This window comes from Pseudomonas sp. BIGb0381, assembly GCF_024809815.1.
In the GTDB taxonomy this organism is placed as follows: Bacteria; Pseudomonadota; Gammaproteobacteria; order Pseudomonadales; family Pseudomonadaceae; genus Aquipseudomonas.
Genome location: NZ_JANUEN010000004.1, coordinates 266,287 through 289,616, shown reverse-complemented (window position 1 = coordinate 289,616; position 23,330 = coordinate 266,287). Strand labels below are relative to the sequence as shown.

At 60.6% G+C, this 23,330-nt stretch carries 22 protein-coding genes; 8 read left to right on the top strand and 14 right to left on the bottom strand.

From position 1 onward, the window contains the following. The first annotated feature begins 12 nt into the window (after nt 1-12). Nucleotides 13-756: a hypothetical protein gene (locus tag M2397_RS14685; RefSeq protein ID WP_053135060.1), complete on the top strand. Its 744-nt coding sequence runs from the start codon at nt 13-15 to the stop codon at nt 754-756. Between the two features lie 50 nt (nt 757-806). Further along, nucleotides 807-2,114: a hypothetical protein gene (locus M2397_RS14680; protein ID WP_259243787.1), complete on the top strand. Its 1,308-nt coding sequence runs from the start codon at nt 807-809 to the stop codon at nt 2,112-2,114. Between the two features lie 76 nt (nt 2,115-2,190). Here the strand turns inward: M2397_RS14680 and M2397_RS14675 are convergent, their stop codons facing one another. Further along, the gene (locus M2397_RS14675; RefSeq protein WP_131696609.1) at nt 2,191-3,513 is read right to left on the bottom strand and encodes a sigma-54 dependent transcriptional regulator; all 1,323 of its coding nucleotides are present in this window, start codon (nt 3,511-3,513) and stop codon (nt 2,191-2,193) included. A gap of 341 nt (nt 3,514-3,854) precedes the next feature. Between M2397_RS14675 and M2397_RS14670 the strand changes: the two genes are divergently transcribed. Next, nucleotides 3,855-4,115, top strand: coding sequence for a hypothetical protein (locus M2397_RS14670; RefSeq protein ID WP_032887053.1), 261 nt, complete (start codon nt 3,855-3,857; stop codon nt 4,113-4,115). 65 nt (nt 4,116-4,180) lie between these two features. Here the strand turns inward: M2397_RS14670 and M2397_RS14665 are convergent, their stop codons facing one another. From M2397_RS14665 to gnd, 3 genes are read right to left on the bottom strand one after another with little or no spacing between them, the layout of a single operon-like run. Next, entirely contained in the window at nt 4,181-5,005 is an 825-nt protein-coding gene (locus tag M2397_RS14665; protein WP_145337287.1) for an HAD family hydrolase, read from the bottom strand. Beyond that, a complete protein-coding gene (zwf, locus tag M2397_RS14660) occupies nt 5,002-6,525 on the bottom strand; it encodes a glucose-6-phosphate dehydrogenase (protein ID WP_131696611.1) in 1,524 nt (507 codons plus the stop codon). Before zwf ends, M2397_RS14665 begins: the two co-directional genes overlap by 4 nt. Further along, nucleotides 6,522-7,505 carry a phosphogluconate dehydrogenase (NAD(+)-dependent, decarboxylating) gene (gnd, locus tag M2397_RS14655; protein ID WP_131696612.1) on the bottom strand — a complete coding sequence of 328 codons (984 nt, stop codon included), beginning with the start codon at nt 7,503-7,505 and terminating at the stop codon, nt 6,522-6,524. Before gnd ends, zwf begins: the two co-directional genes overlap by 4 nt. 270 nt (nt 7,506-7,775) lie before the next feature. Here gnd and M2397_RS14650 point away from each other — a divergent pair, with 270 nt between their 5' ends. The 4 genes from M2397_RS14650 (at nt 7,776) to M2397_RS14635 (ending at nt 12,565) form a co-directional block, all read left to right on the top strand. Further along, the gene (locus M2397_RS14650; RefSeq protein WP_256663518.1) at nt 7,776-7,955 is read left to right on the top strand and encodes a DUF6026 family protein; all 180 of its coding nucleotides are present in this window, start codon (nt 7,776-7,778) and stop codon (nt 7,953-7,955) included. A gap of 160 nt (nt 7,956-8,115) precedes the next feature. Further along, nucleotides 8,116-9,858, top strand: coding sequence for a phosphoethanolamine transferase CptA (locus M2397_RS14645; protein ID WP_184745819.1), 1,743 nt, complete (start codon nt 8,116-8,118; stop codon nt 9,856-9,858). Nucleotides 9,859-9,987: 129 nt separating this feature from the next. Next, nucleotides 9,988-12,213, top strand: coding sequence for a TonB-dependent siderophore receptor (locus M2397_RS14640; protein ID WP_259243786.1), 2,226 nt, complete (start codon nt 9,988-9,990; stop codon nt 12,211-12,213). Nucleotides 12,214-12,355: 142 nt separating this feature from the next. Continuing rightward, nucleotides 12,356-12,565 carry a hypothetical protein gene (locus M2397_RS14635; RefSeq protein WP_131696615.1) on the top strand — a complete coding sequence of 70 codons (210 nt, stop codon included), beginning with the start codon at nt 12,356-12,358 and terminating at the stop codon, nt 12,563-12,565. Nucleotides 12,566-12,668: 103 nt separating this feature from the next. Here M2397_RS14635 and M2397_RS14630 read toward each other — a convergent pair whose 3' ends face one another. The 10 genes from M2397_RS14630 to M2397_RS14585 all read right to left on the bottom strand — a co-directional run bounded on the left by M2397_RS14630 (nt 12,669) and on the right by M2397_RS14585 (nt 22,205). Continuing rightward, a complete protein-coding gene (locus tag M2397_RS14630) occupies nt 12,669-13,160 on the bottom strand; it encodes a GNAT family N-acetyltransferase (protein WP_131696616.1) in 492 nt (163 codons plus the stop codon). Between the two features lie 174 nt (nt 13,161-13,334). Beyond that, complete coding sequence (gene zapE / locus M2397_RS14625; RefSeq protein ID WP_259243782.1) at nt 13,335-14,438, bottom strand: cell division protein ZapE; 1,104 nt, start codon at nt 14,436-14,438, stop codon at nt 13,335-13,337. A 15-nt stretch (nt 14,439-14,453) separates the two neighbouring features. After that, complete coding sequence (locus tag M2397_RS14620; RefSeq protein WP_145337284.1) at nt 14,454-14,789, bottom strand: nuclear transport factor 2 family protein; 336 nt, start codon at nt 14,787-14,789, stop codon at nt 14,454-14,456. Nucleotides 14,790-14,840: 51 nt separating this feature from the next. Beyond that, complete coding sequence (locus M2397_RS14615; RefSeq protein WP_145337283.1) at nt 14,841-15,557, bottom strand: YafY family protein; 717 nt, start codon at nt 15,555-15,557, stop codon at nt 14,841-14,843. Nucleotides 15,558-15,704: 147 nt separating this feature from the next. Then, nucleotides 15,705-18,362, bottom strand: coding sequence for an aminopeptidase N (gene pepN / locus M2397_RS14610; RefSeq protein ID WP_259243779.1), 2,658 nt, complete (start codon nt 18,360-18,362; stop codon nt 15,705-15,707). A 13-nt stretch (nt 18,363-18,375) separates the two neighbouring features. After that, nucleotides 18,376-19,206, bottom strand: coding sequence for a DUF2797 domain-containing protein (locus tag M2397_RS14605; protein WP_065941225.1), 831 nt, complete (start codon nt 19,204-19,206; stop codon nt 18,376-18,378). Next, on the bottom strand, nt 19,203-19,463 hold the full coding sequence (locus M2397_RS14600; protein ID WP_017738604.1) for a YeaC family protein: 261 nt from the start codon (nt 19,461-19,463) through the stop codon (nt 19,203-19,205). Before M2397_RS14600 ends, M2397_RS14605 begins: the two co-directional genes overlap by 4 nt. Before the next feature lie 14 nt (nt 19,464-19,477). Further along, a complete protein-coding gene (locus M2397_RS14595) occupies nt 19,478-20,347 on the bottom strand; it encodes a rhomboid family intramembrane serine protease (RefSeq protein ID WP_131696621.1) in 870 nt (289 codons plus the stop codon). After that, nucleotides 20,344-21,318 (bottom strand): metallophosphoesterase, encoded by a 975-nt coding sequence (locus M2397_RS14590; RefSeq protein ID WP_178116770.1) that lies wholly within the window; start codon nt 21,316-21,318, stop codon nt 20,344-20,346. Before M2397_RS14590 ends, M2397_RS14595 begins: the two co-directional genes overlap by 4 nt. After that, nucleotides 21,315-22,205, bottom strand: coding sequence for an NAD(+) kinase (locus M2397_RS14585; protein ID WP_003190745.1), 891 nt, complete (start codon nt 22,203-22,205; stop codon nt 21,315-21,317). The genes M2397_RS14590 and M2397_RS14585 overlap by 4 nt, the downstream gene beginning before the upstream one ends. Nucleotides 22,206-22,350: 145 nt before the next feature. Here M2397_RS14585 and M2397_RS14580 point away from each other — a divergent pair, with 145 nt between their 5' ends. Beyond that, nucleotides 22,351-23,298, top strand: coding sequence for a DUF1853 family protein (locus M2397_RS14580; protein WP_259243775.1), 948 nt, complete (start codon nt 22,351-22,353; stop codon nt 23,296-23,298). Nucleotides 23,299-23,330: the final 32 nt, after the last annotated feature.

The window sequence follows — 23,330 nt, the reverse complement described above, 5'->3', positions numbered from 1 at the left end:
CAGGAGCAGCAGATGAACACTTCCCGTTGGCTGACGGTCTTGTGTCTGGCAGCCTCAATGCCCGCTTATGCTTCGTCGGGGTTCAAACCCATCGAACTCAAGGACTCGGAAATGGCCGACCTGCGCGGCCGTTACGTGATGCCCGGGCGAATCATCAGCTTCGGCATTGTCATGAGCAGCACCTGGACCAATGCCGTGGGTGACAGCATCACCGGCAAGGCCAGTATGCAGGTCGACTCGTCGACCATTACCCCGCAATTCTACGTACAAACCACTGGCTCGACCGGCAACGGCACGAACCCGAACACCGGCACCGGCACGGTAACCGGTGGCGCCGGCCTGGGCAGCGGCCAGGGCGTGACGCAGAGCGTGCGTACCGCCGGCGATGGCAACACCGCTTATAACAATGTGGGCATCACCGTCGAAAACGGTTTTGCACCCTCCAACATCGTGCAATCGGGGCAAGTGCTGGTCGCCGGAGGTACGGTGACCGGTGACAGCGCGGCAGGCCGCGTGAGCGTGTCGGCCAACAACGGTGGCTTGCAGATGGCGATCCAGGCCAACCACAACCAAGGCAACAGCCTGCAGCAGATCGGTGGCGGGAATGTGCTGCAAGGCACGGTCCTAACCGGCAACACTAACTTCGTCAACAACATGACCCAACTCAACGTAGTGATGAACAACAACGGTTTGAACAACGGCGCCTTAAATTGCAACTTGGATCAACTCAAAGCCCTACGCACGCTCGGTTATTGAACTACGCTGACCGTCGACACTTACGCATTAGATAAAGGACGGCTTATTTCATGCATCGATCGTTATCGCTCCGTGCTGTGATCTGTTTAAGTACGCTCTTGCCCGCATCTGTTCTGTATGCAGCGCCAGATAGCGACATCGAAACCCTCAAACAGGAACTTCTGGAACTCAAGCAGCGATACGAAGTGCAGCAAAAAGCTCTGGCCGTCCTGGAGCAGCGTGTGCGTCAGGTCGAAGACCAACCGGCCACCCCGGCTCCCAAACGCCTGGCCAAGTCCCCGGCAGACTTTCAAAAAGCCAAAGGCACCACCGTCGCGGGCACGGGTGCCACAGCAGCATCCGGTGGCGCAGGAGGGGGTGGCGGCAGTTCCTACGGCCAGTCCCTCAAGGATGACTCCGCGCCGGCGCAAAGCGTCAGTAACCTCTATAACGAAGCCAGCGGCTTTTTCGGCAATGGCAAGTTCAGCTTCGAAACCGGCGTCACCTATGCCCGTTACGACGCCCGCCAGTTGACCCTCAACGGGTTCCTGGCGCTGGACTCGATTTTCCTCGGCAACATCAACCTGGACCGGATCAAGTCCGATAACTGGACCCTGGACCTGACCGGGCGCTACAACCTCGATAACCGCTGGCAGTTCGACGTGAACGTGCCGGTGGTGTACCGCGAGTCGACTTACCAGTCTGCCGGCGCCGGCAACAACGGCACCGCGACGTCGGAACAGTCGGTCACCCGCGATCCGACCATCGGCGACGTCAACTTCGGCGTGGCCTACAAGTTCCTCGACGAAACCCCCACCCTGCCGGATGCCGTGGTATCGGTGCGGGTCAAGGCCCCTACGGGTAAAGAACCGTTTGGTATCAAGCTGATCAATACACCCGGCAACGACAACCTGTTCGTGCCGGAAAGCCTGCCTACGGGCAATGGGGTCTGGTCGATCACGCCGGGGATCTCCCTGGTCAAGACCTTCGACCCTGCCGTGTTGTTTGGTTCGTTGTCCTACACCCATAACTTCGAAGAATCGTTTGATGACATCAGCAGTGACGTCAACCAGAAGGTCGGCGGCAAGGTCAGCCTGGGCGACAGTTTCCAGTTCGGTGTCGGCGTGGCCTTCGCCCTCAACGAGAAGATGAGTATGTCGTTCTCGGTGTCCGACCTGGTGCAGCGCAAGAGCAGGCTCAAGCCCAACGGCGGCGACTGGCAATCGGTGGTGTCCAGCGATGCCAACGCCGGCTATTTCAACGTGGGGATGACCATTGCGGCGTCGGATAACCTGACGATCGTGCCGAACCTTGCAATCGGCATGACGGATGATGCGCCGGACTTTACGTTCAGCCTGAAATTCCCGTATTACTTCTGATTAACTTGACGCAACATCCATAAGGAAAAGCCCCGCAACGATAAGGGTCGTTGCGGGGCTTTTCGGTTTACCCGCCCTAGCGGATCTGGTGCTTGTGCAACAACCGGTAGAACGTCGGCCGGGAAATGCCCAGCACGCGGGCCGCGACACTCAGGTTGTCGCTGTGCCGGTTAAGCACATCGCACAGCGCCTGGCGTTCGGCGCGGTGCTTGTAGTCTTCCAGTGTAGCCATGGGGGGCGAAATTGCCTGTTCGCCCACCAATCCCAGATCGGCGGCTTCGATCTGGCGCCCTTCGGCGAGTACCAGGCCGCGGCGCACGCGGTTGGCCAACTCGCGGACGTTGCCCGGCCACAGGTGCTGCCCCATGGCCACCAAGGCGTCTTCGCTGAAACTGCGGGGGCGTCGACCGGTTTCCTGGCTGTAGAAGCGCGAAAAGTGGTTGGCCAACATCGCCACATCACCATGGCGATCGCGCAAAGGCGCGGTGACCACCTGCAGCACATTGAGCCGGTAGTACAAGTCTTCACGAAAAGAGCCCTTGGCGACAGCCGCTTCGAGGTCGACGTGGGTGGCCGCCAGCACTCGCACATCGACCGGAATGGGCTGGCTGCCGCCGACCCGCTCGACCTGCTTTTCCTGGAGAAAGCGCAGCAGGTTGGCCTGCAGCTCCATGGGCAAATCGCCGATTTCATCGAGGAACAGTGTGCCGCCATGGGCCGCTTCAATGCGCCCGACCTTGCGCTGATGGGCACCGGTAAACGCGCCCTTCTCATGGCCGAACAGTTCGGATTGGATCAGGTGTTCGGGAATGGCGCCGCAGTTGATCGCGACAAAGGGCTTGGCATGGCGCTGGGACTGGCGGTGCAGGGTCTTGGCCACCAACTCCTTGCCGGTGCCGCTGTCGCCACGGATCAACACCGGGGACTCCGTGGGCGCCAGCTTCGACAATAATTTGCGCAGCTCACGAATGGGTCGGCTGTCACCCAGCAGTTCATGCCCTTCATCAACCGGCGTGTGACCCTTGCCGCGCAGGCGCGCCATGCCAAACGCGCGGCCCAGAGTCACCTGCACCCGCGCGACGTCAAATGGCAAGGTATGGAAGTCGAAAAACCACTCGCAGACGAAGTCGCCCACATTTTGCAGGCGCAGCACATCCTGGCTGAGTACGGCGATCCACTCGGTGCCACTGCGGCTGATCAGTTCCTTGACGGCTTCGGGCCGCTCCAGGTGATAGGGCTGCAGGCGCAACAGGCCGACATCGCAGGAGCGCTCTCCCACCGATTGCAGTGCACAGCTGTCCACATCCCACCCCGCCGTACGCAAACCGGGCAGCAAGCCGTGACAGTCGTCACAGGGGTCAACCACGAGCAAACGACGTTGGACGAGGGGCACACCCATGACTGATCCTTGGCGTCAATATTATTAAAGTTATTTAGAAACAATAGTTTGTATTGGCTGTCGATAACCCTAGCAAGATATTGACGCCCGCTTGTATCGTTTTGCTATAAGAGCGGGCAAAAAGCCACTGCTCGGGTTAGAGGGCAGAAAGTTGCGCCATCGCAAAGCTTTCAATCCGCTTTCAAAACAGCCGCTTACATGACGTTAGTCAGGAAAAGTTGAAAATTGTTGCTCTAACATGTGACCCGTACCCCGCCATCGCGCATCAGTACAAGTAACCCGCCGCACGGTCAGCCCAACCGCCGGTACTCACTTGAATGGGCATTTAGAGAGAGACCCACATGAACGCCCCGCTCCGCATCAACGAAGCTCTTTTGATCGCAGACCGTGCTTTCCAGCCCTTTCAATGCGTGGCCTGGCACGATGGCAACGGCGCCCTGAGCCTGAGTGTCATCGACCGCACCAATACCCGTATCGGCAGCAAACAACTGTCGTCGAACACTTATAGCGACCCGGCGCAATTGGAAGACTTGCTGTTGCAAGCCCGCGCCGAGCTCGACAAGGATGGCTACCAGTTGCAGTCCTGGGCCATGCCGAAGTAAATCGCGACCAACTTGCGATCACTGCAAAACAGTGATCGCAAGTTGCGCAATACAACTTAAGACGCTTATCGCGCCGCGAGAATAAACCGTTCGATTGCTTCGGCAGCGCCATCCTCGACATTGCTGCCGGTAACGACACTGGCCTGGCGCTTGACGACCTCTTCCGCCTGCCCCATGGCAATCGACAACCCGGCCACTTGAAACATCGCCGGATCATTGCCCCCGTCACCGATGGCCGCCGTCTGTTCCAGCTGCACCCCAAGGTGCGCCGCCAGCGTCTTCAAAGCCTCGCCCTTGTTGGCCAACATGGCCGTCACATCCAGATAAATCGGCTGCGAACGCGACACTTGGGCCAAGCCCTGGACCTTGGGCTGCAATTGCGCTTCCAACGCCACCAGCAATTGGGCGTTGTTGCTCGCTGCAACGATCTTGTCGATACGATCCAGGTAGGGCTCGAAACTCTCCACCACCACCGGTCCATATCCCAGGCCATGGGCTTCGCGCGGTTCCACCGGCCCTGGCGGGCCGCGGCGCAGCCAGTCACCGTCGGCAAACACCCACGCCTCCACATCCGGCTCGGCCGAGAATAGCGCCAGGGTCACCAGCGCCGCCTCCGCCGGCAGGTGGTGGGCAACCAGGATGCTGCCATCCGGGTTGATCAAGGTGCCGCCGTTGAAGCCCGCCACCGGCATATCGATCCCGAATGTCTCGATCAGATGCAGCATGGCCTTCGGCGGTCGCCCGCTGGCCAGGCTGAAAAACACCCCGGCCTCGCGCAGGGCGCTCACCGCATCGGCGGTGCGCTGGCTCAGGCTGTGATCCGGATGCAGCAAGGTGCCGTCCACGTCGCTGAGGATAAAACGGATGGGATGAATCGCTGCATCACTCATCCTAGCGAGTGCCAGGTGCGGCCATCGCGCGCCAGCAACACATCAGCCGCTGCCGGCCCGTCTTCACCGGCCTTATAGGTCTGGATCCCGTCGTCCTCCTTCCACGCATCCAGAAACGGTTGCACTGCACGCCAGCCGTTCTCGATGTTGTCGGCACGCTGGAACAAGGTCTGGTCACCGGTCATGCAGTCGTAGATCAGGGTTTCGTACCCGGTCGACGGTTGCATCTCGAAGAAGTCCTTGTAGGCAAAACCCAGCTGGATGCTAGCCATGTCGAGGGTTGGCCCGGGCTTTTTCGCCAGCAGGTCGAACCACATGCCTTCATTGGGCTGGATCTGGATTTTCAGGTAGGTGGGCTTGACTTCATCCACCTCGGTGTCGCGGAACTGCGCATAGGGCGCCGGCTTGAAGCAGATCACGATCTCGGTGTCGCGCACGCTCATGCGCTTGCCGGTGCGCAGGTAGAACGGCACCCCGACCCAGCGCCAGTTGTCGATCATCACCTTGAGGGCGACGAAGGTCTCGGTGCTGCTGTCGGGAGCGACGTTGGCTTCTTCGCGGTAGCCGGGCAGTGACTTGCCGGCAATTTCGCCAGCGGTGTATTGCCCGCGCACCGAGTTGGCCCGCGCGTCTTCCAGGGACCACGGGCGTACCGCACCGATGACCTTGGCCTTTTCACCGCGCACCGCATCGGCACCAAAGGCGGCCGGGGGCTCCATGGCCACCATCGCCAGCAGCTGGAACAGGTGGTTGGGCACCATGTCGCGCAGGGTGCCGGTTTTTTCGAAGAAATTGCCTCGCGTCTCCACGCCGACGGTTTCGGCGGCGGTGATTTGCACGTGGTCGATGTAATGGTTGTTCCAGAACGCTTCGAACAGCACGTTGGAGAAACGGCTGATGAGGATGTTCTGCACCGTTTCCTTCCCCAGGTAATGGTCGATGCGATAGATCTGCTTCTCGCTCATCACCTTGAGCAGGCTGGCGTTCAACGCTTCGGCGGTGGCCAGGTCGGAGCCGAAGGGCTTCTCGATCACCACGCGACGGAAACTGTCATCGGTTTCCGTCAGCAGGCCGGCACTGCCCAGGCGCTGCACCACGTCACTGAAGAAGCGCGGTGCAGTGGCCAGGTAGAACACCGCGTTGCCGGTGCCGCTGTCAGCGATCTTCTTGCCGATGTCGGCGTAGGTGCTGTCATCGAGGAAATCGCCCTCGACGTAGCTGATGCCTTTGGCCAGTTGCGCCCACAATGTCGGATCGAGGGCGTTATCCGCATTGCCCTTGATCTTGCTCGCCGCCTCGGTGCGGATAAAGTCCTCGAGTTTCTTGGCGAAGTCGGCATCACTGATGGCGTTGTGATCAACGCCAACGATGCGCAAGCCATCCCCCAGCAAGCCATCACGACGGAGGTTGTACAGCGCCGGCATGAGCAGACGTTTGACCAGGTCGCCATGGGCGCCAAACAGAAACAGGGTGGTGGGTGGAGCAGGTTCGGCCTTGAGTTTCTTGCCGTTGGCGGTCATTTTTTGGAAGTCTCCACGTGGCCGCCAAAGCCAAAGCGCATGGCAGACAGCATCTTGTCACCGTAGGTGCTCTGCTGGCGCGAGCGGAACCGCGCGAACAACGAAGTGGACAATACCGGCACCGGCACGGCTTGTTCCATGGCGGCTTCGATGGTCCAGCGGCCTTCGCCACTGTCGGCCACGGAACCGGAGTAACCGTCCAGCTTGGGGTCGGTGGCCAGGGCGTCGGCGGTCAGGTCCAGCAACCAGGACGAGACCACGCTGCCACGGCGCCAGACTTCGGCGATATCGGCAACGTTGAGATCGAAGCGCTGGTCTTCGGGCAGGTTTTCCGAGTTCTTGGTCTTGAGGATGTCAAAACCTTCGGCAAACGCCTGCATCATTCCGTACTCGATGCCGTTGTGGATCATCTTGACGAAATGCCCGGAGCCCGCCGGGCCGGCGTGGATGTAGCCCTGCTCGGCACGTTTGTCAGCCGCAGCGGAACGGTCCTTGGTGCGCGGGATATTGCCCAGGCCCGGTGCCAGGCTGGCGAAGATCGGGTCGAGGCGCTGCACAGTCTCGGTGTCGCCGCCGATCATCATGCAGTAGCCACGTTCCAGGCCCCAGACGCCGCCGGAGGTACCGACATCGACATAGTGCAGGCCTTTTTGCGCCAGGGCCTTGCCGCGACGCACGTCATCCTTATAGTTGGTGTTGCCGCCGTCGATGATCACGTCACCGTCTTCCAGCAGCTCACTGAGTTCATTGATGGTGTTTTCGGTGGGGTCGCCTGCCGGCAACATCACCCAGACAGCACGCGGTTTCTGCAGCCCGGCCACCAGGGCCTTCAGGTCGGCAACGCCGGTGGCGCCCTCTTCGCTCAAACCTTTGACAAATGCTTCGTTACGGTCGTAAACAACGGTGGTATGCCCGTTGAGCATCAGGCGCCGTGCAATATTCCCGCCCATGCGGCCTAGTCCGATAATCCCCAGTTGCATGTGCTGATGCTCCTAACTGCTAAAAAATGTGTGACATAGTTTATAGCGCAATGAGGCTAATGAGGGTTAGTCCAGGGCAGAACCGTGTAGTTTCATGGGAAAAAATTGCCATCGTTTCACCATCACACCCCCGAAAGTCACACGACCACCAAAAATAAAAAAGTTCCATTGAAGTGAAAAAGAATTCAGAATTGCTTTCGACTGTTGCCGAGAACCTCGACTCAAGCGTTCTGGCACACCGCGACACACCGGCTATTTGCGAGGTAAGCAATGAGCACAGCACAGATGACCCGTCCTCCACAGACCCTCTACGTCACTATCCGTCGTGATGAGTTGCGCCAGCTGAAAGACGAACGCGAACAGCTGCAGCAGGAAGTCATGCGCCTGCGTGCTCATATCATTCAAGCCCAGCTTGATCAGCCTTCCGGTGTGCAGCCTGCACTCTGCTGAGCCCGTTATTAATTTGTAAGATTACGGCTACATAAATCTCACAAAGTTTTCACATGCCCTTCCCGATACTCCCGCCCCCAAGGGCCACCCCATGCAAGGGTGGCCTCTGTTGCGCGCAGCCCTGCGCGCCAACTGAAAAATTACCGGGTTGGAGCACTGGATGGCGATGTTCGAACGCAGCACCACGTCTGCGAAAGGCTTTGATTGGGCCGGCCTTGGCTGGTTATTCCTGTTTTTCTGGTACTTCTCCGGCATTACCCAACTGCTGATCCAACTCAGCGGCACTTCCGGCTTCAGTGGTTTTCGCCAAGCCTTCTTCATGAGCGCGATATGGCTCGCGCCACTGCTGGTATTCCCCCGGCGTACGCGCTTGCTTGCCGCCCTGATCGGTGTGGTGCTATGGGCCTGTTCCATGGCCAGCCTGGGTTATTTCTTCATCTACCAGCAGGAATTTTCCCAAAGCGTCATCTTCATCATGTTCGAGTCGAACATCTCTGAAGCCGGCGAGTACGCCACCCAATACTTCGCCTGGTGGATCGTGCTGGCGTTCATTGCCCACACCGCCGTGGCTATTTTCCTGTGGACCCGGGTACGCCCGGTGTATTTGCCGCGCGGCCAGGCCCTGGTGGCGGCAACGGCGATCCTGGTGGCCATTATCGGTTACCCGCTGGTCAAGCAGATTGCCCGCAGCGACACCCTGGACGACGCCATCGACCGCTTCGAATCGCGCATCGAACCGGCTGTGCCCTGGCAGATGATCGTTGCCTACCGCCGCTACACCGAACAGCTGGACAACATGCAAGGCATGCTCGACAGCGCCAGCCAGATCCCACCCTTGACCAACCTCAAGGACACCATGGCCGGCCAGCCTTCGACCCTGGTGCTGGTGATCGGTGAGTCCACCAACCGTCAGCGCATGAGCCTCTACGGCTATCCGCGCAACACCACGCCGGAGCTGGACAAGCTGCGCGACCAACTGGCGGTGTTCGACAACGTCATCACCCCGCGCCCCTATACCATCGAAGCCCTGCAACAGGTACTGACGTTCGCCGACGAGGAGAACCCCGATCTTTACCTCAAGACACCGTCGATCGTCAGCGTGATGAAACAAGCCGGGTACAAGACCTACTGGATTACCAACCAGCAGACCATGACCAAGCGCAACACCATGCTCACGACCTTTTCCGAACAGGCCGACGAGCAGGTGTACCTGAACAACAACCGCAACCAGAACGCACGCCAATACGACGGCGACGTCCTTGCACCGTTCTCCAAGGCCCTGGCCGATCCGGCCGAGCGCAAGTTCATCGTGGTGCACCTGCTCGGTACCCACATGAGCTACCAGTACCGCTACCCGCCGACCTTCGACAAATTCACCGACCGCCAGGGTGTACCTGCCGGGATCAGTGACGATCAACTGCCCACCTACAACAGCTACGACAATGCGGTGCTGTACAACGATTTCGTGGTGTCGAGCCTGATCAAGGACTACGCCAAGACCGATCCCAACGGCTTCCTGCTATACCTGTCTGACCACGGTGAAGATGTATTCGACTCGGCTGGCCACGCCACCCTGGGACGTAACGAAGGCAAGCCGACGGCGCCGATGTACACCATTCCGTTCATGGCCTATGCCTCGCCGAAATGGCGCGAAACCCACGACTGGAAGTTTGCAGGCGACTTGCAACGCCCTTACAGCAGCTCGCAATTGATCCATACCTGGGCCGACCTCGCCGGGCTGAGTTTCAACGAACTGGACCGCAGCAAGAGCGTCGTGAGCGACAGCTTCACGTCGCGCCCGCTGATGATCGGCAACCCCTACATGCGCCCGCAAAAGGCCTTGATTGACTTCAGCCTGATCAAGCCAAAAAAGGTTAATCCGGCCGATGTGGTCCTTCAGTAAAAATAGGCTTTGCACCAGATAGATAACAATCATTCTCGTTTAAGCCTAAAGTTTCCCCGCTCCTTTCGTCTTTGAGCCAAGGCCTTCCCTTTCCGGGGTGGCCACAAAGACGACAAGGAGTCTTCCGCGATGTTCGCGCCTTTTACCCGTTCCATGACCCTCACACTCGGCCTGTGCGGCGCCGCGTTAAGCCCGGACCTGCTGGCTGAAACCGACCCCGAACATGCCCCGCTCGAACTTGGCGCGACCAACATCTCTGCCGAAGGCCTGGGTGCCACCACCGAACACACCGGCGCCTACACCACGGGCTCGATGAGTACCGCCACCCGCCTGAACCTGTCGGTCAAGGAAACCCCACAATCGATCTCGGTGATCACTCGCCAGCAGATGGATGACTTCAATCTCAATACATTGACCGACGTGCTGCGCCAGACCACCGGGATCAACGTCCAGCATAACGACTCCGACCGCGTGTCCTATTCCTCCCGCGGCTACGGCATCACCAACTTCCAGATTGACGGGATGCTCAATACCTTCGGCTACATGAAGTCCGACGCCGACACCATCATCTATGACCACATCGAGGTGGTACGCGGTGCCACGGGATTGACCACCGGCGCCGGCGACCCCTCGGCCACCATCAATATGGTGCGCAAGCGCCCGACTGCCCAATGGCAGGCGAAAACCGGCGTCAGCGCCGGCAGCCATGACAACTACTACAGCTACCTGGACGTGGGCGGCCCGCTGGCGTTGGACGGCAAGCTGCGCGGGCGCACAGTGCTGGCCTACCGAGACAGCCAATCGTTCCGCGACAACTATGGCCTGCAGCGGGCGGTCGGCTACGGCATTCTGGAAGGTGATCTTTCAGACGATACCGTGCTGGCCGTAGGTTTCGATTACCAGAACAAGCAGGTCCAAGGCACCTCATGGGGCACCGTGCCGTATTGGAACAGCCAGGGCGGCAAGGCCGGGCTGTCGCGCTCCACCAATATGGCGGCGCACTGGAGTTCCTGGCCGCTGACGGACAAGACCACCTTCGCGACCCTCGACCATAGGCTGGGCGGCGACTGGCACGTGAAGGCCGCCTACACCCATCGCCAGAGCGACACGGATGGCAAGGTGTACTACGGCGGCGCGGGCTTCCCCAACGATGATCGCAGCGGCATGACCGCCTGGGCGAGCCATATGCGCGGCACCTCCAGAATGGAGGCCGTCGACCTCAACCTCGCCGGCAGCTATGCGCTGCTGGGCCGCGAACATGCATTGATGATGGGCTATGGCGAGGCCACGCAGCGGGATGTCTCCCCCGTGATGCGCAGCAACATACCTGCCGGCTACTACACCATCGAAGACTGGAAATACATGGGCGGGATCGCCAAGTTCGGCGACACCGTCACCGACCTCAAGGGCGAACACAGCAGCAAGCAACAAAAGGCCGGCTACCTGGCCACGCGCCTGAGCCTTACCGAGCGCTTGCATGCGGTGCTGGGCAGCCGCTATGGCAGTTGGGAACTGAAAAGCGCGGCCCCACAATACGATGCCAACGACCAGCTTACTGCAGCCGGCAAAACCAGCCAGACCCACAATGATATGTGGACGCCCTACGCCGGCCTACTCTACGACCTGACGCCGGAGTACACCGTCTACGCGAGCTACACCGACATCTTCAAGCCACAAAGCCTCAAGGATGCCAGCAAGAAGTACCTGGAACCCGTGGTGGGCAGCAACTATGAGGTCGGCCTTAAAGGGAGCGTACTGGGCGAACGCTTGAACCTGGCGGCAGCGTACTTCTGGAGCACCCAGGACAACGTCGCAGAGCGGGACGACTCGGTAGCGCGGAACCCGACCACTGGCGAGGAGTACTACAAGTCCGGCGGCAAAGGTAACAAGGTCAACGGCTTCGAATTGGAAGCTGCCGGGGAAATCATGCCCGATTGGAACCTGACGGCCGGCTACACCTACACCCATTCGGTCAACGGCTCAGGCAAACGCAACAACACCGGGCAGCCGCTGAACCTGCTGAAGGTCTCCAGCGCCTACCGATTGCCGGGTGCGTGGCGCAACCTCACGGTCGGCGGCGCGGTGACCTGGCAGAGCGACATTTACGATTGGAGCGATCGACCCACAGGGGCTCTCGTCGGCAACACACGAGTGACCGAACGGGCGAAGATCACGCAACAGGCCTACACCGTGGTCAACCTGATGTCCCGCTATCAATTCGACGAGCATCTTTCGGCGTCGCTTAACATTAATAATCTATTTGATAAAAAATATTACGAACGCGTCGGCTTTTATAACGGCGTGTATTGGGGTGACCCACGGGCCGTCACGCTTGCGCTGGACTGGAGACTATAAACAGCGTCTGCAAAGTTAACGAAATCGTTAACTTTCGATCAGCGTCATGTTAACTCCCACTTAATAAGATATCGCCATAGTCGCTCCATGATTCTGATCAAGGAGCGACCGGATACCGATCATTCTTAATGGGAACACTGCGATGAAACTTGCTACCTTGATGCTTGCCAGCCTGATGACCCTGACCTCCGCTGCCGCGTTTGCAGAAGGCGGCTCGGAGCGTTCGAAGCAGTTCTACAAAGATTTCACCTTCACGCAGCAGACACTTCACGGCACGACTGAACAAACGGCGTCCGCCGACGGCAAGACACCGAAAACCAATACTGCCGAACAGGAACAACCCAAGAGTTAATTTAATCTTTGGCTAATCCGCACTACCCGGGGCCACTCCGCTCCGTTGGCAAACGGTTTATTGGGCGCCCTCTAAAGGCGCCCTTTTTTTCGCCCGCTATTTATTAAAGCGGTTTGTTCCAGAACAACATGCGCCCATGGGCCGGATCAAACTTCGAGTCATCAAAACCAAACTTTCGATACGCCGACTGGGCGACGGCATTACCTTCCAGCACCTCCAGGGTGATCTTGCAGCAACCACGCTGGCGGGCAATTTCCTCGACCTTCAGCAGCATTTTCTGGCTCAGCCCCAAGCCGCGAAACTCATTCATCACCACCACGTCGTGAACGTTGACCAAAGGTCGGCTTGCAAAGGTGGAGAACCCCTCAAAGCAATTCACCAGACCGGCCGGCTCACCGCCGACAAACGCCAATACACTGAAGGCATGGGGGCGCTTGGCCAGCTCGGCCGGCAGTTGCTCCAGTAGATCGGCGGGCAGGCTGTGGCCGCCACCCATCGGGTCTTCTGCGTAATGGTTAAGCACGCGGCGAATGGCTTCGGCATGCACAGGATTGGTGTAGCTGGCTTGCAGCACCAGGATATCTGGGGTGTCCATTTCCGTCCTCGATCACGACTACAAGGGAATCTGCTCCCTTTTGAGGGACACGATTGTAAGCGTGGAGTCAGCACCAGATGAAGGAGATTAACTACAAATGTGCGCCCGAAAGCGCGAAGGCTTTAGCGCTAAAAAAGCACAAAGTGCTAATTCAGGGCTTTTTTCGTACAGGTCTCAGCCGAAGCGCTGCAGCTGCATTTCTTGCAACCGGCTCAGGGTGCGACGGAAAGGAAACCCCAGGTAACCATCAGTATACAGGCGCTCCAGCGGCACCTGGGCTTCGATAAACAACGGCACCTTGCGGTCGTAGCACTCGTCCACCAAGGCGATGAACCGACGCACACTGTCGTCGTGCACCGACAACTGCGGCAGCTCTCGATCACCGGCTACCACACGCTCGGCCCCATCCTCGGTGCCACGGGCAATCCGGCCTGGACGCTGTTGCGCACTCAGATTGGGCACCTCCCCCAGCAGGATCACCTTGAAGCGATCGCACAGCAGCATGAAATCCATCGCCGCCAGGGGTTGTTCGCAGAGGTCGGCATAGCGGCACCAAAGCACGCTGTCACTGGCCTGCACGCAAACGATGGAACGATGGCCAACGGTGACCGGGCCACGACTTACCGTTTGCCCTTCGGCCAATTGTTCGAACACATTCGACAGCGCGTCGGGTCGGTTCACCCAATAGCGCTGCAGGCCAATACCGGGATGCAAGCGATGATCCTCACCACCGTCTACCGCCACCACTTGCATATGCCGCTCGATCGCCGCAATGCCCGGCAGGAAGCGCTCCCGATTGAAGCCATCGGCATACAGCTGGGCCGGCGGTTGATTGGAGGTGCAGACCATCACCACACCGTCCTCGAACATGACCTGGAACAGCCGGCCGAGGATGATCGCGTCACCGATGTCATTGACGAACAGCTCGTCGAAACACAACACCCGCACCTCCCGGCTCAATTCCCGCGCCAGCGCCTGCAACGGGTCATGGGTGCCGGTGAGCTGGAACAGACGCTGGTGCACCCAGCCCATGAAGTGGTGAAAATGCTGACGCCGTGCGGGCACCCGCAGGCTTTGGTAGAACTGATCCATCAACCAGGTCTTGCCACGGCCCACTGGCCCCCACAGGTAAACGCCAGTCACGGGCGAATGGCCTTGATGCAAGGCTGCATGGCAGGCTTGCAGGGCGTCCACCGCCCGGCGCTGGGCGTCGTCGACGACGAAACCCTGTTGGGCGATGGCGTGTTGGTAGGCAGCGAGGGGCGAGTCGAAAGTCATGCCCGCGATTATGACCTACAGGGAGATGTCCAGTCGTGAAATCTTGCCCTGCGCGTTCAGGCGAAAGGTGTAGCGCAATTCCAGCGGGCTGCCGGGAAAGTTGCCGGAGACCACATTGCTGACCAGCACCTTGCCAGTACGGTGCTGCACGTTGAGCACCTCGACACGCGGCTGGTAACGGCGCCCGGTGTCTTCCATCCAGTGCGCAATGGCGGCGGTGCCCACCTGGTGCTGGCCTTCATCGAACACATTGGCATCGTCGGCAAAACAGTGGGCAATGACCGAGGTGTCGCGGGCATTGGTCGCCGCGATATAAGCCGCGATGGCTGGGGCCAGTTCAGGCTGGGACATGGCAAAGCTCCTTCTTAGGTGGTTGTGGCACCATGCTAAGCCAGGGATGTGTCAGTTCTTGTCAGGAGTAAACGGCCCGGTTTCATTCTGCTCCATCAGCTTGCGCCAGGCCCGCAGCCAGTCGCTGCGCCGCCCCGGATAACGTTCACCGAGGGCCTTGGCACTCGCCACGCGGTCGGTGCGAAAGGTGCGATAGGCGCCGCGTAGCTCACACCAAGCCACAACCACCCGCACTTCATTGAGGAACCCCAGGGCCAGGGGCCAGATCAGGCGTTGGCTCTGGGTCTGGCTGGCATCGGCGTAGTCGATATGCAACTTGGCCTGATTGCGGATCGCCTCGCGAAACACATTGAGGGGCACGCGGTTTTCCGGGTAGCCGAACCCTGGCGGGCCGGGCAATAGCGTCGGGTTGCGCAAGGCTTCCTGGGCGGCAGGGTCAAGTACATCGGCAATCTTGGCCAACGCGTTGGCGGCGGCTCGACTCAACACCTCATCCCCGCGCTGATCGACATAACGCAAGCCCAGCACCACGGCTTCGGTTTCCTCGGCGTTGAGCATCAACGGCGGTAGAAACAGCCCGCTGCGCAGCACATACCCTACCCCGGCCTCGCCGAAAATCGGCGCGCCCAGGGCGGTCAACTCAGCAATGTCGCGGTACAGCGTGCGCTCCGACACCTCCAACTGCGCCGCCAGCACGGCGGCGGTCACCGGGCGTTTCTTGCCCCGCAGGGCCTGCAACAAAGTGAGTAGACGAGTGGTACGCGACACGTTGATCCCACCGAATAAGGAAAAGTGCCGCAGCTTAGCAGAGCCTTCTGCCAGGAAACGTCAGCAGCAAAAAAGCGCTCCTTGAACGAAGCTCCGGGGCAAAAAAAACGGCCTGAACAGGCCGTTTTTTTTACCGAAGCGGTTTATTTAAGCAAGACTCTTGCTCACCACCTCGAACACATCGCTGGACAACTCACCCGACCCACGAATGCGCTCCAGCTCCGCCGTCATCAACGCCTGGCGCGCGCTGTCGTATTTACGCCAGCGGGTCAGCGGCGCCAACTGGCGCGAAGCGATCTGAGGGTTGAAAGCATTCAACTGGATCACCAGGTCCGCCAGGAAGCGGTAGCCCGAACCGTCGGCGGCGTGGAAGTTGATCAGGTTCTGCCCGGCAAACGCGCCGATCAGTGCACGCACTTTGTTCGGGTTCTTGATAGTGAATGCCGGGTGCTCCATCAACGCCTTGACCCGCGCCAGCCCGCCCGGCAACGTGCTGCCGGCCTGCACGCTGAACCACTGGTCCATGACCAAGGGGTTGTCCTTGAAGTTCTCGGCAAATACCGCCAGCGCCTGGGTCTTCTCCGCTTCGAACGGCGAGTTCACCAGCACCGCCAGCGCGGTCAGGCGCTCGGTCATGTTGTCGCTGGTGTCGAACTGCTCAAGCGTCGCCGCCAGCACTTCGGGCTTGCCGCTGAGCATCAGGTACGACAGCGCGATGTTCTGCAAGGCACGCCGGGCGAAGTGCTCGGCGGCGGCTACATAAGGCGTCTGCTTGGACAGCTCGCGATTGGCCTGGTAACGCAACCACAGCGGTTCATGCAGGTTGTCAGCCAGTTGCTTGCGCGCAAACTCACGCGCGGCGTGGATGGCATCCACATCCGCCACGTCACTGATTTCCGTCAGGTACGCTTCGCCCGGCAACGACAGCATTTCCGCAACCATGGCCTGGTCCAGGCTTTCGTCGCTCAACACACTGCGCAATGCCGTGATCAGGCGCTGGTCCATCTGCAACGCCTTGCCCTGTTGATGCTGACCGATCAGTTCCTGCAACACCTGCACCGACAGCTGCTGCCCCGCATCCCAGCGATTGAAGCCGTCGCTGTCATGCTGCATCAGGAACATCAGTTGGTCGCGGTTGTACGGGAAGCTCAGTTTCACCGGTGCCGAGAAACCACGCAGCAACGACGGCAATGGCTGTTCGGCGATGTCGACGAAGGTGAAGGTTTGCTCGGCTTCGGTCACCGAAATCACGCGGGACGTGCCGCCGGCTGTCGCTTCACCGACAAGGCGCAAGGCAATGCCCGCGCCCTTCCCGTCCAGCAGGCCCAGCTCGACCGGAATTACGAACGGCAGTTTCTCGACCTTGTCCGGGGTTTCCGGGCAGCTCTGGCGGAAGGTCAGGCTGTAGGTCTTGGCCGCAGCGTCGTAGGACTCGCTCACCGCCAGGCGTGGCGTACCGGCCTGGCTGTACCAGCGCTTGAACTGGCTGAGGTCGGCGCCGTTGGCGTCTTCCATGGCCTTGATGAAGTCGTCGCAGGTCACGGCCTGGCCGTCATGGCGTTCGAAGTACAGGTCGCTGCCTTTACGGAAGCCTTCGGCGCCGAGCAAGGTATGGATCATGCCGACCACTTCCGAGCCTTTTTCGTACACGGTCAAGGTGTAGAAGTTGGATATCTCGATAAAGCTGTCCGGGCGCACCGCATGGGCCATGGGGCCGGCGTCTTCGGCGAACTGGTGGGTACGCAGGTAAGCCACGTCCTGGATGCGCTTGACCGTGGCGGAGTTCATGTCGGCGGAGAAGCCCGAATCACGGAACACGGTGAAACCTTCTTTCAGCGACAGCTGGAACCAGTCGCGGCAGGTCACACGGTTGCCCGACCAGTTGTGGAAGTATTCGTGGGCGACGATGGCCTCGACCCGTTGGTGCGCGGCGTCGGTGGCGGTTTCGGCCCGGGCCAGCACGGCGCTGGAGTTGAAGATATTGAGGCCCTTGTTCTCCATGGCGCCCATGTTGAAGTCGTTGACCGCGACGATCATGAAGATGTCGAGGTCGTACTCGCGGCCGTAGGTTTCTTCGTCCCAGCGCATGGATTTTTTCAGGCTGGTCATGGCGTGCTGGCACTTGTCGATGTTTTCCGGCTCGACGTAGATGCGCAGCGCCACTTCGCGGTTAGTCATGGTGGTGAAGCTGTCTTCGACACACCACAAATCACCGGCCACCAGTGCGAACAGGTAGGCGGGCTTCTTGAACGGGTCTTCCCAGGTTGCCCAGTGGCGGCCGTCTTCACCAGGACCGCTGGCAATCGGGTTGCCGTTGGACAGCAACACCGGGTAGCGGTGTTGCTCGGCGATCACCGTGGTGGTGAAGGCACTCATCACGTCCGGGCGGTCGAGGTAATAGGTGATCTTGCGGAAACCTTCGGCCTCGCACTGGGTGCAGAACATACTGCCGGATTTGTACAAGCCTTCCAGGGCAGTGTTGCTTTCCGGGTGGATGCGCACGCTGGTATCGACCGTGAAGGTCTCGCGGGTCGGATGCAGGGTCAGGTGGCTGTCCGTCAGCTGGTAGTCAGCCTCGCTCAGTTCCTGGTCGCCGAGGTTGACCGTCAGCAACTCCAGCTGCTGGCCGTCGAGTACCAGCGGCGGCAGGCCGGCGCCACGCTCGGGGTTACGGCGCATTACCAGCTGCGCGTGGACCAGGCTGTGGTCCTCGAACAACTCGAAGGTCAGGTGCGTCTCTTCGATCAGGTAGTCCGGCGCCTGATAGTCCTTCAGGTAAATCATCTTCGGTTGTTCGGTGCGCATGGGTGGCATCCTTCTACTGATGCACGGCGAGCTGGTAGGCCGTGTACTTACGAATATTGATCACGCCGGTGTCGAAGATCAGGTATTGGCCCTTGATCCCCAGCAGCGTGCCTTCGGCAATCGGGTTCTTGTCCAGGTTGAAGCTGACGATCTTGGCCGGATACTGCTCCACCGGGTAACGGATTTCCAACGGTTCGAGGTCGGTTACCGGTTGGATGGCCTGCAGGCCGAAGCGTTCCTGTAATTGCAGCAGGCCGTCGGCACAGGAGGCGAACAACTCGTCGCGCACCTGCTTGAGGTCCACCGCTGCCGCGTCGCCCTTGAGCAACGCACGCCAATTGGTCTTGTCCGCCACCTGGCTGCGCAGCACATCCTCGACAAACCCGGATTGCTGGCGTGTAGCCACGCGCATGATCGGCAACGCCTGGCTGGCGCCCTGGTCCAGCCAACGCGTCGGCAATTGCGTGGCACGGGTAATGCCGACCTTGATCCCCGACGAATTGGCCAGGTACACCACGTGGTCGGTCATGCAGAATGTCTCGCCCCAGCCAGGATCGCGGCAGGTGCCGGCGTCGTAATGGCAACGCTCCGGGCTCATGATGCACAAGTCACACTGGGCCAGCTTGGTCATGCACGGGTAGCAGTAGCCCTGGCTGAAGCTGGTCTTGGTCTTGCGGCCGCAATGGCTGCAATGGATGGCACCGAGGTATTCCAGGCGCACATGGGTGCCGATCAGGGGGTTGACCGGCACTTCGGTATCGCCCAAACGAAACGCGTATTGAACGGTCGGCTCACCCAGTTGCGCCGACATTTTGCTGACTGCACCGCGACCAATTTCAATCAATGGATCGCATCCGACTTGAACAGGATGTTCGGCACGGTGGTCGACTTCGACTGGCATTCCTGCGGGCCCATGTAGCCGGTGCGCTGGTCTTCCGGCAGGTTCTGGATCTCCCAGGCGATCATGGCCTGCAGGGACAGTTCGCGCTGCTCGGCACTGAGCTTGCGGCCATCGGACCACTTGCCGATTTCCACGGCGAGCTTGAGGCTCTCGTAGATGTCCGGGGTGATGTTTTCGATCATTTCAGCAAAAGAGGACATAAGGCTCTTCCTTATCAAAGAGAGGATTTGCGACGGTTATACAAACCGCCCAGCAAACCGGTAAGGCAACCGATGGCCAGGCCGCCGACGTGGGCAGCGTTGGCAATTTCGCCGAAACCGATCATCGAGACCAGCCCTGACAGGCAGAGCACCAGCCACACCAGCATCATCACCAGCACCCCACGGGGCAAGCGATAGGCCGGGTTGGGCGAGAGTAGTTGAAAGATCCAGCAATGCCCGAGCAGGCCATACAGCACGCCGGACAAGCCACCGAACAGACCGGGGCCACCGTAGGCATATTGCGCGTAGTTGGAGACCAGGCTGAACAACAGGGTCAGGCCAAGCAGGTTGATGCTGCCCTGGCGCACTTCGATACGCCGGCCCAGCTCCCAGTACCACATGCCATTCATGGCCAGGTGCAGGATGCCGAAATGGATCAGCATCGGCGTGACCAGCCGCCACCACTGACCGGAGGCCAACATCTCGGCGAACGGCGTGAACTGGATGTACTCGCCCATCACCCGGAACGGCAGGAAGGTCAGCCAGCTCATGGCCTGCAGGTTTTCACCCAGCAAGGTCACGGCGCCGACAATGATGCTCGCCAGCAGCACCAGCGCCGTTACCGGGCTATGGCGCACTTGCTGGGCAAAGCCGGGACGCGTTACCGGCGCCTGCTCGGGAATATCCAGCGTCTGGTCCGGATCACCGGCGGGAAAGCGCTGGTACAGCACGCGCACGTCGTCGCTGATGGTCTCGGGCACCCACAACACCTGCTCGCCGGCTTCCTCGCTGACGCGATGTGGCACTTGCATGCGTTGCAGCAATTTCACGAAACCGCCCAGGTCGACGCTCAACGGCAAGCGCAATACGGGCACGGCACTCATACAATCACCTCGGGTCGCTCAACGTCGACCCATACGAATTTATGCGGATCCAGTCGGGTTTCCTGGTCCAGCCGATACGCCACCAGCTTGCCGTACAGCACCGCGCTGTAGTCCAGGCACGCCAGGTTCGGGCGGATCGGCGCCGGTTTGCCGCTGCGCCAGTAATGGCCGACGAACAGCAACGGTTCGTCGGCGCCGTAGCGCAGCAGGGAATTTTTTTCATGGGGCGACAAGGGCGTGCGCGCCACCGGCTCAGGCAAGGCGTCGGGCTGGAACACGATGTCGCCGTAGGTTTTCGGGTCGTCTTCCCAGAACTTGGTGCGGAAGAACGAGCGCGTCAGGCCATCGCCACCGGTCAGCGTCAGGCCGTCCGGCAGGCGCATATCGGTGCCGCGCAACAGACGGTCGAAAGCGTTGCAGGCAAAACTGCCGGGCACGGCGGCGGCCTGCAGGAAGTGCTGGTCGATGCAGCCATCCGGGAACGTCGCGCGCAGTGGCTGGATAAAGCCGTCGTCCCAGCACGCATGCACCACGCGGAAACGCCCGGCATCGACAAACAGCGGCATGTCGTAGAACCAGCCGAGGAAGTCGCGCCAGTCGGCCGGGTGGTGCTCGAACTGGGTCAGGGTCTCGTGGATCAGCCGCTCATGCCGTGGGGTGTGCTCACGCACGAACTGCTTGCCACTGCCCGGCGGCGCCGGTGTGGCCCAGCCCAGGGCATTGAACTCGTGGTTACCCATGATGCACAGCGCCTGGCCGGCCTCGGCCATGTCGTGGACGATATGCAGCGCCTCGCGAATGCGAGGGCCACGGTCGATGATATCGCCCAGGAACACCGCCATGCGCGACGGATGGCGCCAGGTGCCAGCCTGCTTGTGGTAGCCCAACTGCTCGAGCAAGTGCTCAAGGGTATGAGCGCAACCGTGCACGTCACCAATCAGGTCGTAGCTACGCGCGGGATCGAGCATCAGTCGCCTCCACCCCCCAAGCGGCTGCCCCAGCCCAACTTGGTGCGGCACACTTCGTAGTAGTTGTGATCCAGCGGGTGGATCAACCGCAACTTCTGTGCCTTCTTGCTCACGGTGATGGTGTCACCGGGGGCGCAGGTGAAATGGTTCTGCCCGTCACAGGAGACTTGCGGGTAGATCTGCATGTCTTTGGACACCACGATTTTCAGCTCACTGTTGCCATCGACCACAATTGGCCGACTGGACAACATATGGGGGTACATCGGCACGATCACAATGGCATCGAGCTTGGGATGCATGATCGGGCCACCGGCCGACAGCGCGTAGGCGGTGGAGCCGGTCGGGGTGGCGACGATCAGGCCGTCGGCCTTCTGGCTGCACACGAACTGGCCGTCGATATACAGCTCGAATTCGATCATCCGCGTGGATTTGCCCGGGTGCAGCACCACGTCATTGAGCGCATCGCCCTGGCCGATGGCTTCGCCGTGACGGCGCACTTCGGCCTGCAGCAGGAAGCGGTTTTCCACGAGGTAATGGCCGTCGAGCACCTTGGCCACTTCGACTTCCAGCTCGTCGGGGCGGATATCAGTGAGAAACCCCAAGCTGCCGCGGTTGATCCCCAGCACCGGCACGTTATGCCGCGCCAGGGCCCGGGCCGCGCCGAGCAGGCTGCCATCGCCGCCGACCACGATGACCATGTCGCAGACTTCGCCAAGCATCTTGCGCGAGGAGGTTTGCAGGCCGTGGCCGGGGAGGATTTCGGCGATGGTGTCTTCGAGGATCACATGCAGGTGGCGTTCCAGCAGGAATTTTTTCAGCCGGCGGACGGTGTCCAACACCTGGGTACTGCCCAGGCGACCGATAATGCCGATATTGCGAAAGTGCTCCATGGGGCTCCTGCGGGATTGGGGGGGCGGCAAAAAGAAACGATTATGGGCGAAAGGCCGCCTCAGGCAAAATCCTTTGTCGCCGTGAAGCCTTGATGACAACGGTTCTCGCCCACCTGCGCAACGGTTAAAGGGCTATGCTCGGACCATGACTGTGTTCCCGGATTTGCACAACCTGCCCCGCCAGCTGCGCCACCCCGAGGTGCGCGACCTGGCGTGGGTGATGCTTGCCCCGCCGATGCTCGCGCAAACACCTTGGCCGCAGCGCCACCCGCTGGCGGGCAGCGACTGGGTGCAGGCGCCCGAGCGTCTTGAACACTGGCTACGCGCACTCGACCAGGACAGCCGCGCCTTGCAGCATTGGCTGAGCCTGTCGCGCACCCGGCGCCTGGGTCTGTACTACGAACGCCTGTGGCAGTTCGCCGTGCAGCACGCGCCGGGGGTGGAATTGCTCGCCGCCAACCTGCCGATCCGCCGTGCCGGGCACACCCTGGGCGAGCTGGACATGCTGCTGCGCGACCGCGATGGCGTGCACCACCTGGAACTGGCGATCAAGCTCTATCTCGGCCCGCAGGACGGCACCGGCCGGGACACCGCGCAGTGGCTGGGCCCGGGCTGCCATGACCGGCTGGACCGCAAGCTGGCGCACCTGGCCCAGCATCAATTGCCGATTTCGGCGCGGGCGGAGAGCCGTGAGGTGTTGGCGGCCCTGGATATTCAGCAGTTTGACGCGCACCTGTGGCTCGGCGGGTATTTGCTCTATCCATGGCCGGGCCAGGCCGAATCGCCCCACGGTGCCCATCCGCAGCATTTGCGCGGGCGCTGGTTGCATCAACGTGATTGGCGGGATTTTGTCAGCGCCAGCGCGCCAGGTCGCTGGCAACCGTTGCCCCGGCATGCGTGGCTGGCGCCGGCGCACTACCCGGCGGATGAAGTGTGGAGTGAAGGACAGATGCAGGCCTGGCTGGCAGACCTTGATCCGATGGCACCCGCACAGTTGCTCGTGCGCATGGTGCAGAACGGCGAGGATTGGGAGGAAGCCGAACGGTTGTTCCTGGTGGCGGATCTTTGGCCGAATGTGCCGGGGGCTGGCTGATAGAGTGTGTGGTGTATTGAGGGCCTCATCGG

Excerpts from the sequence above, each read along its gene's own strand:
- M2397_RS14680 (WP_259243787.1), top strand. The coding sequence starts at position 807 with ATGCATCGATCGTTATCGCTCCGTGCTGTGATCTGTTTAAGTACGCTC.
- M2397_RS14685 (WP_053135060.1), top strand. The coding sequence starts at position 13 with ATGAACACTTCCCGTTGGCTGACGGTCTTGTGTCTGGCAGCCTCAATG.
- M2397_RS14650 (WP_256663518.1), top strand. The coding sequence starts at position 7,776 with ATGAGCACAGCACAGATGACCCGTCCTCCACAGACCCTCTACGTCACT.
- pepN (WP_259243779.1), bottom strand. The coding sequence starts at position 18,362 with ATGCGCACCGAACAACCGAAGATGATTTACCTGAAGGACTATCAGGCG.
- M2397_RS14635 (WP_131696615.1), top strand. The coding sequence starts at position 12,356 with ATGAAACTTGCTACCTTGATGCTTGCCAGCCTGATGACCCTGACCTCC.
- M2397_RS14640 (WP_259243786.1), top strand. The coding sequence starts at position 9,988 with ATGTTCGCGCCTTTTACCCGTTCCATGACCCTCACACTCGGCCTGTGC.
- M2397_RS14620 (WP_145337284.1), bottom strand. The coding sequence starts at position 14,789 with ATGTCCCAGCCTGAACTGGCCCCAGCCATCGCGGCTTATATCGCGGCG.
- M2397_RS14665 (WP_145337287.1), bottom strand. The coding sequence starts at position 5,005 with ATGAGTGATGCAGCGATTCATCCCATCCGTTTTATCCTCAGCGACGTG.
- M2397_RS14600 (WP_017738604.1), bottom strand. The coding sequence starts at position 19,463 with ATGTCCTCTTTTGCTGAAATGATCGAAAACATCACCCCGGACATCTAC.
- M2397_RS14645 (WP_184745819.1), top strand. The coding sequence starts at position 8,116 with ATGGCGATGTTCGAACGCAGCACCACGTCTGCGAAAGGCTTTGATTGG.
- M2397_RS14675 (WP_131696609.1), bottom strand. The coding sequence starts at position 3,513 with ATGGGTGTGCCCCTCGTCCAACGTCGTTTGCTCGTGGTTGACCCCTGT.
- M2397_RS14595 (WP_131696621.1), bottom strand. The coding sequence starts at position 20,347 with ATGAGTGCCGTGCCCGTATTGCGCTTGCCGTTGAGCGTCGACCTGGGC.
- zapE (WP_259243782.1), bottom strand. The coding sequence starts at position 14,438 with ATGACTTTCGACTCGCCCCTCGCTGCCTACCAACACGCCATCGCCCAA.
- M2397_RS14580 (WP_259243775.1), top strand. The coding sequence starts at position 22,351 with ATGACTGTGTTCCCGGATTTGCACAACCTGCCCCGCCAGCTGCGCCAC.
- gnd (WP_131696612.1), bottom strand. The coding sequence starts at position 7,505 with ATGCAACTGGGGATTATCGGACTAGGCCGCATGGGCGGGAATATTGCA.
- M2397_RS14630 (WP_131696616.1), bottom strand. The coding sequence starts at position 13,160 with ATGGACACCCCAGATATCCTGGTGCTGCAAGCCAGCTACACCAATCCT.
- M2397_RS14585 (WP_003190745.1), bottom strand. The coding sequence starts at position 22,205 with ATGGAGCACTTTCGCAATATCGGCATTATCGGTCGCCTGGGCAGTACC.
- M2397_RS14670 (WP_032887053.1), top strand. The coding sequence starts at position 3,855 with ATGAACGCCCCGCTCCGCATCAACGAAGCTCTTTTGATCGCAGACCGT.
- zwf (WP_131696611.1), bottom strand. The coding sequence starts at position 6,525 with ATGACCGCCAACGGCAAGAAACTCAAGGCCGAACCTGCTCCACCCACC.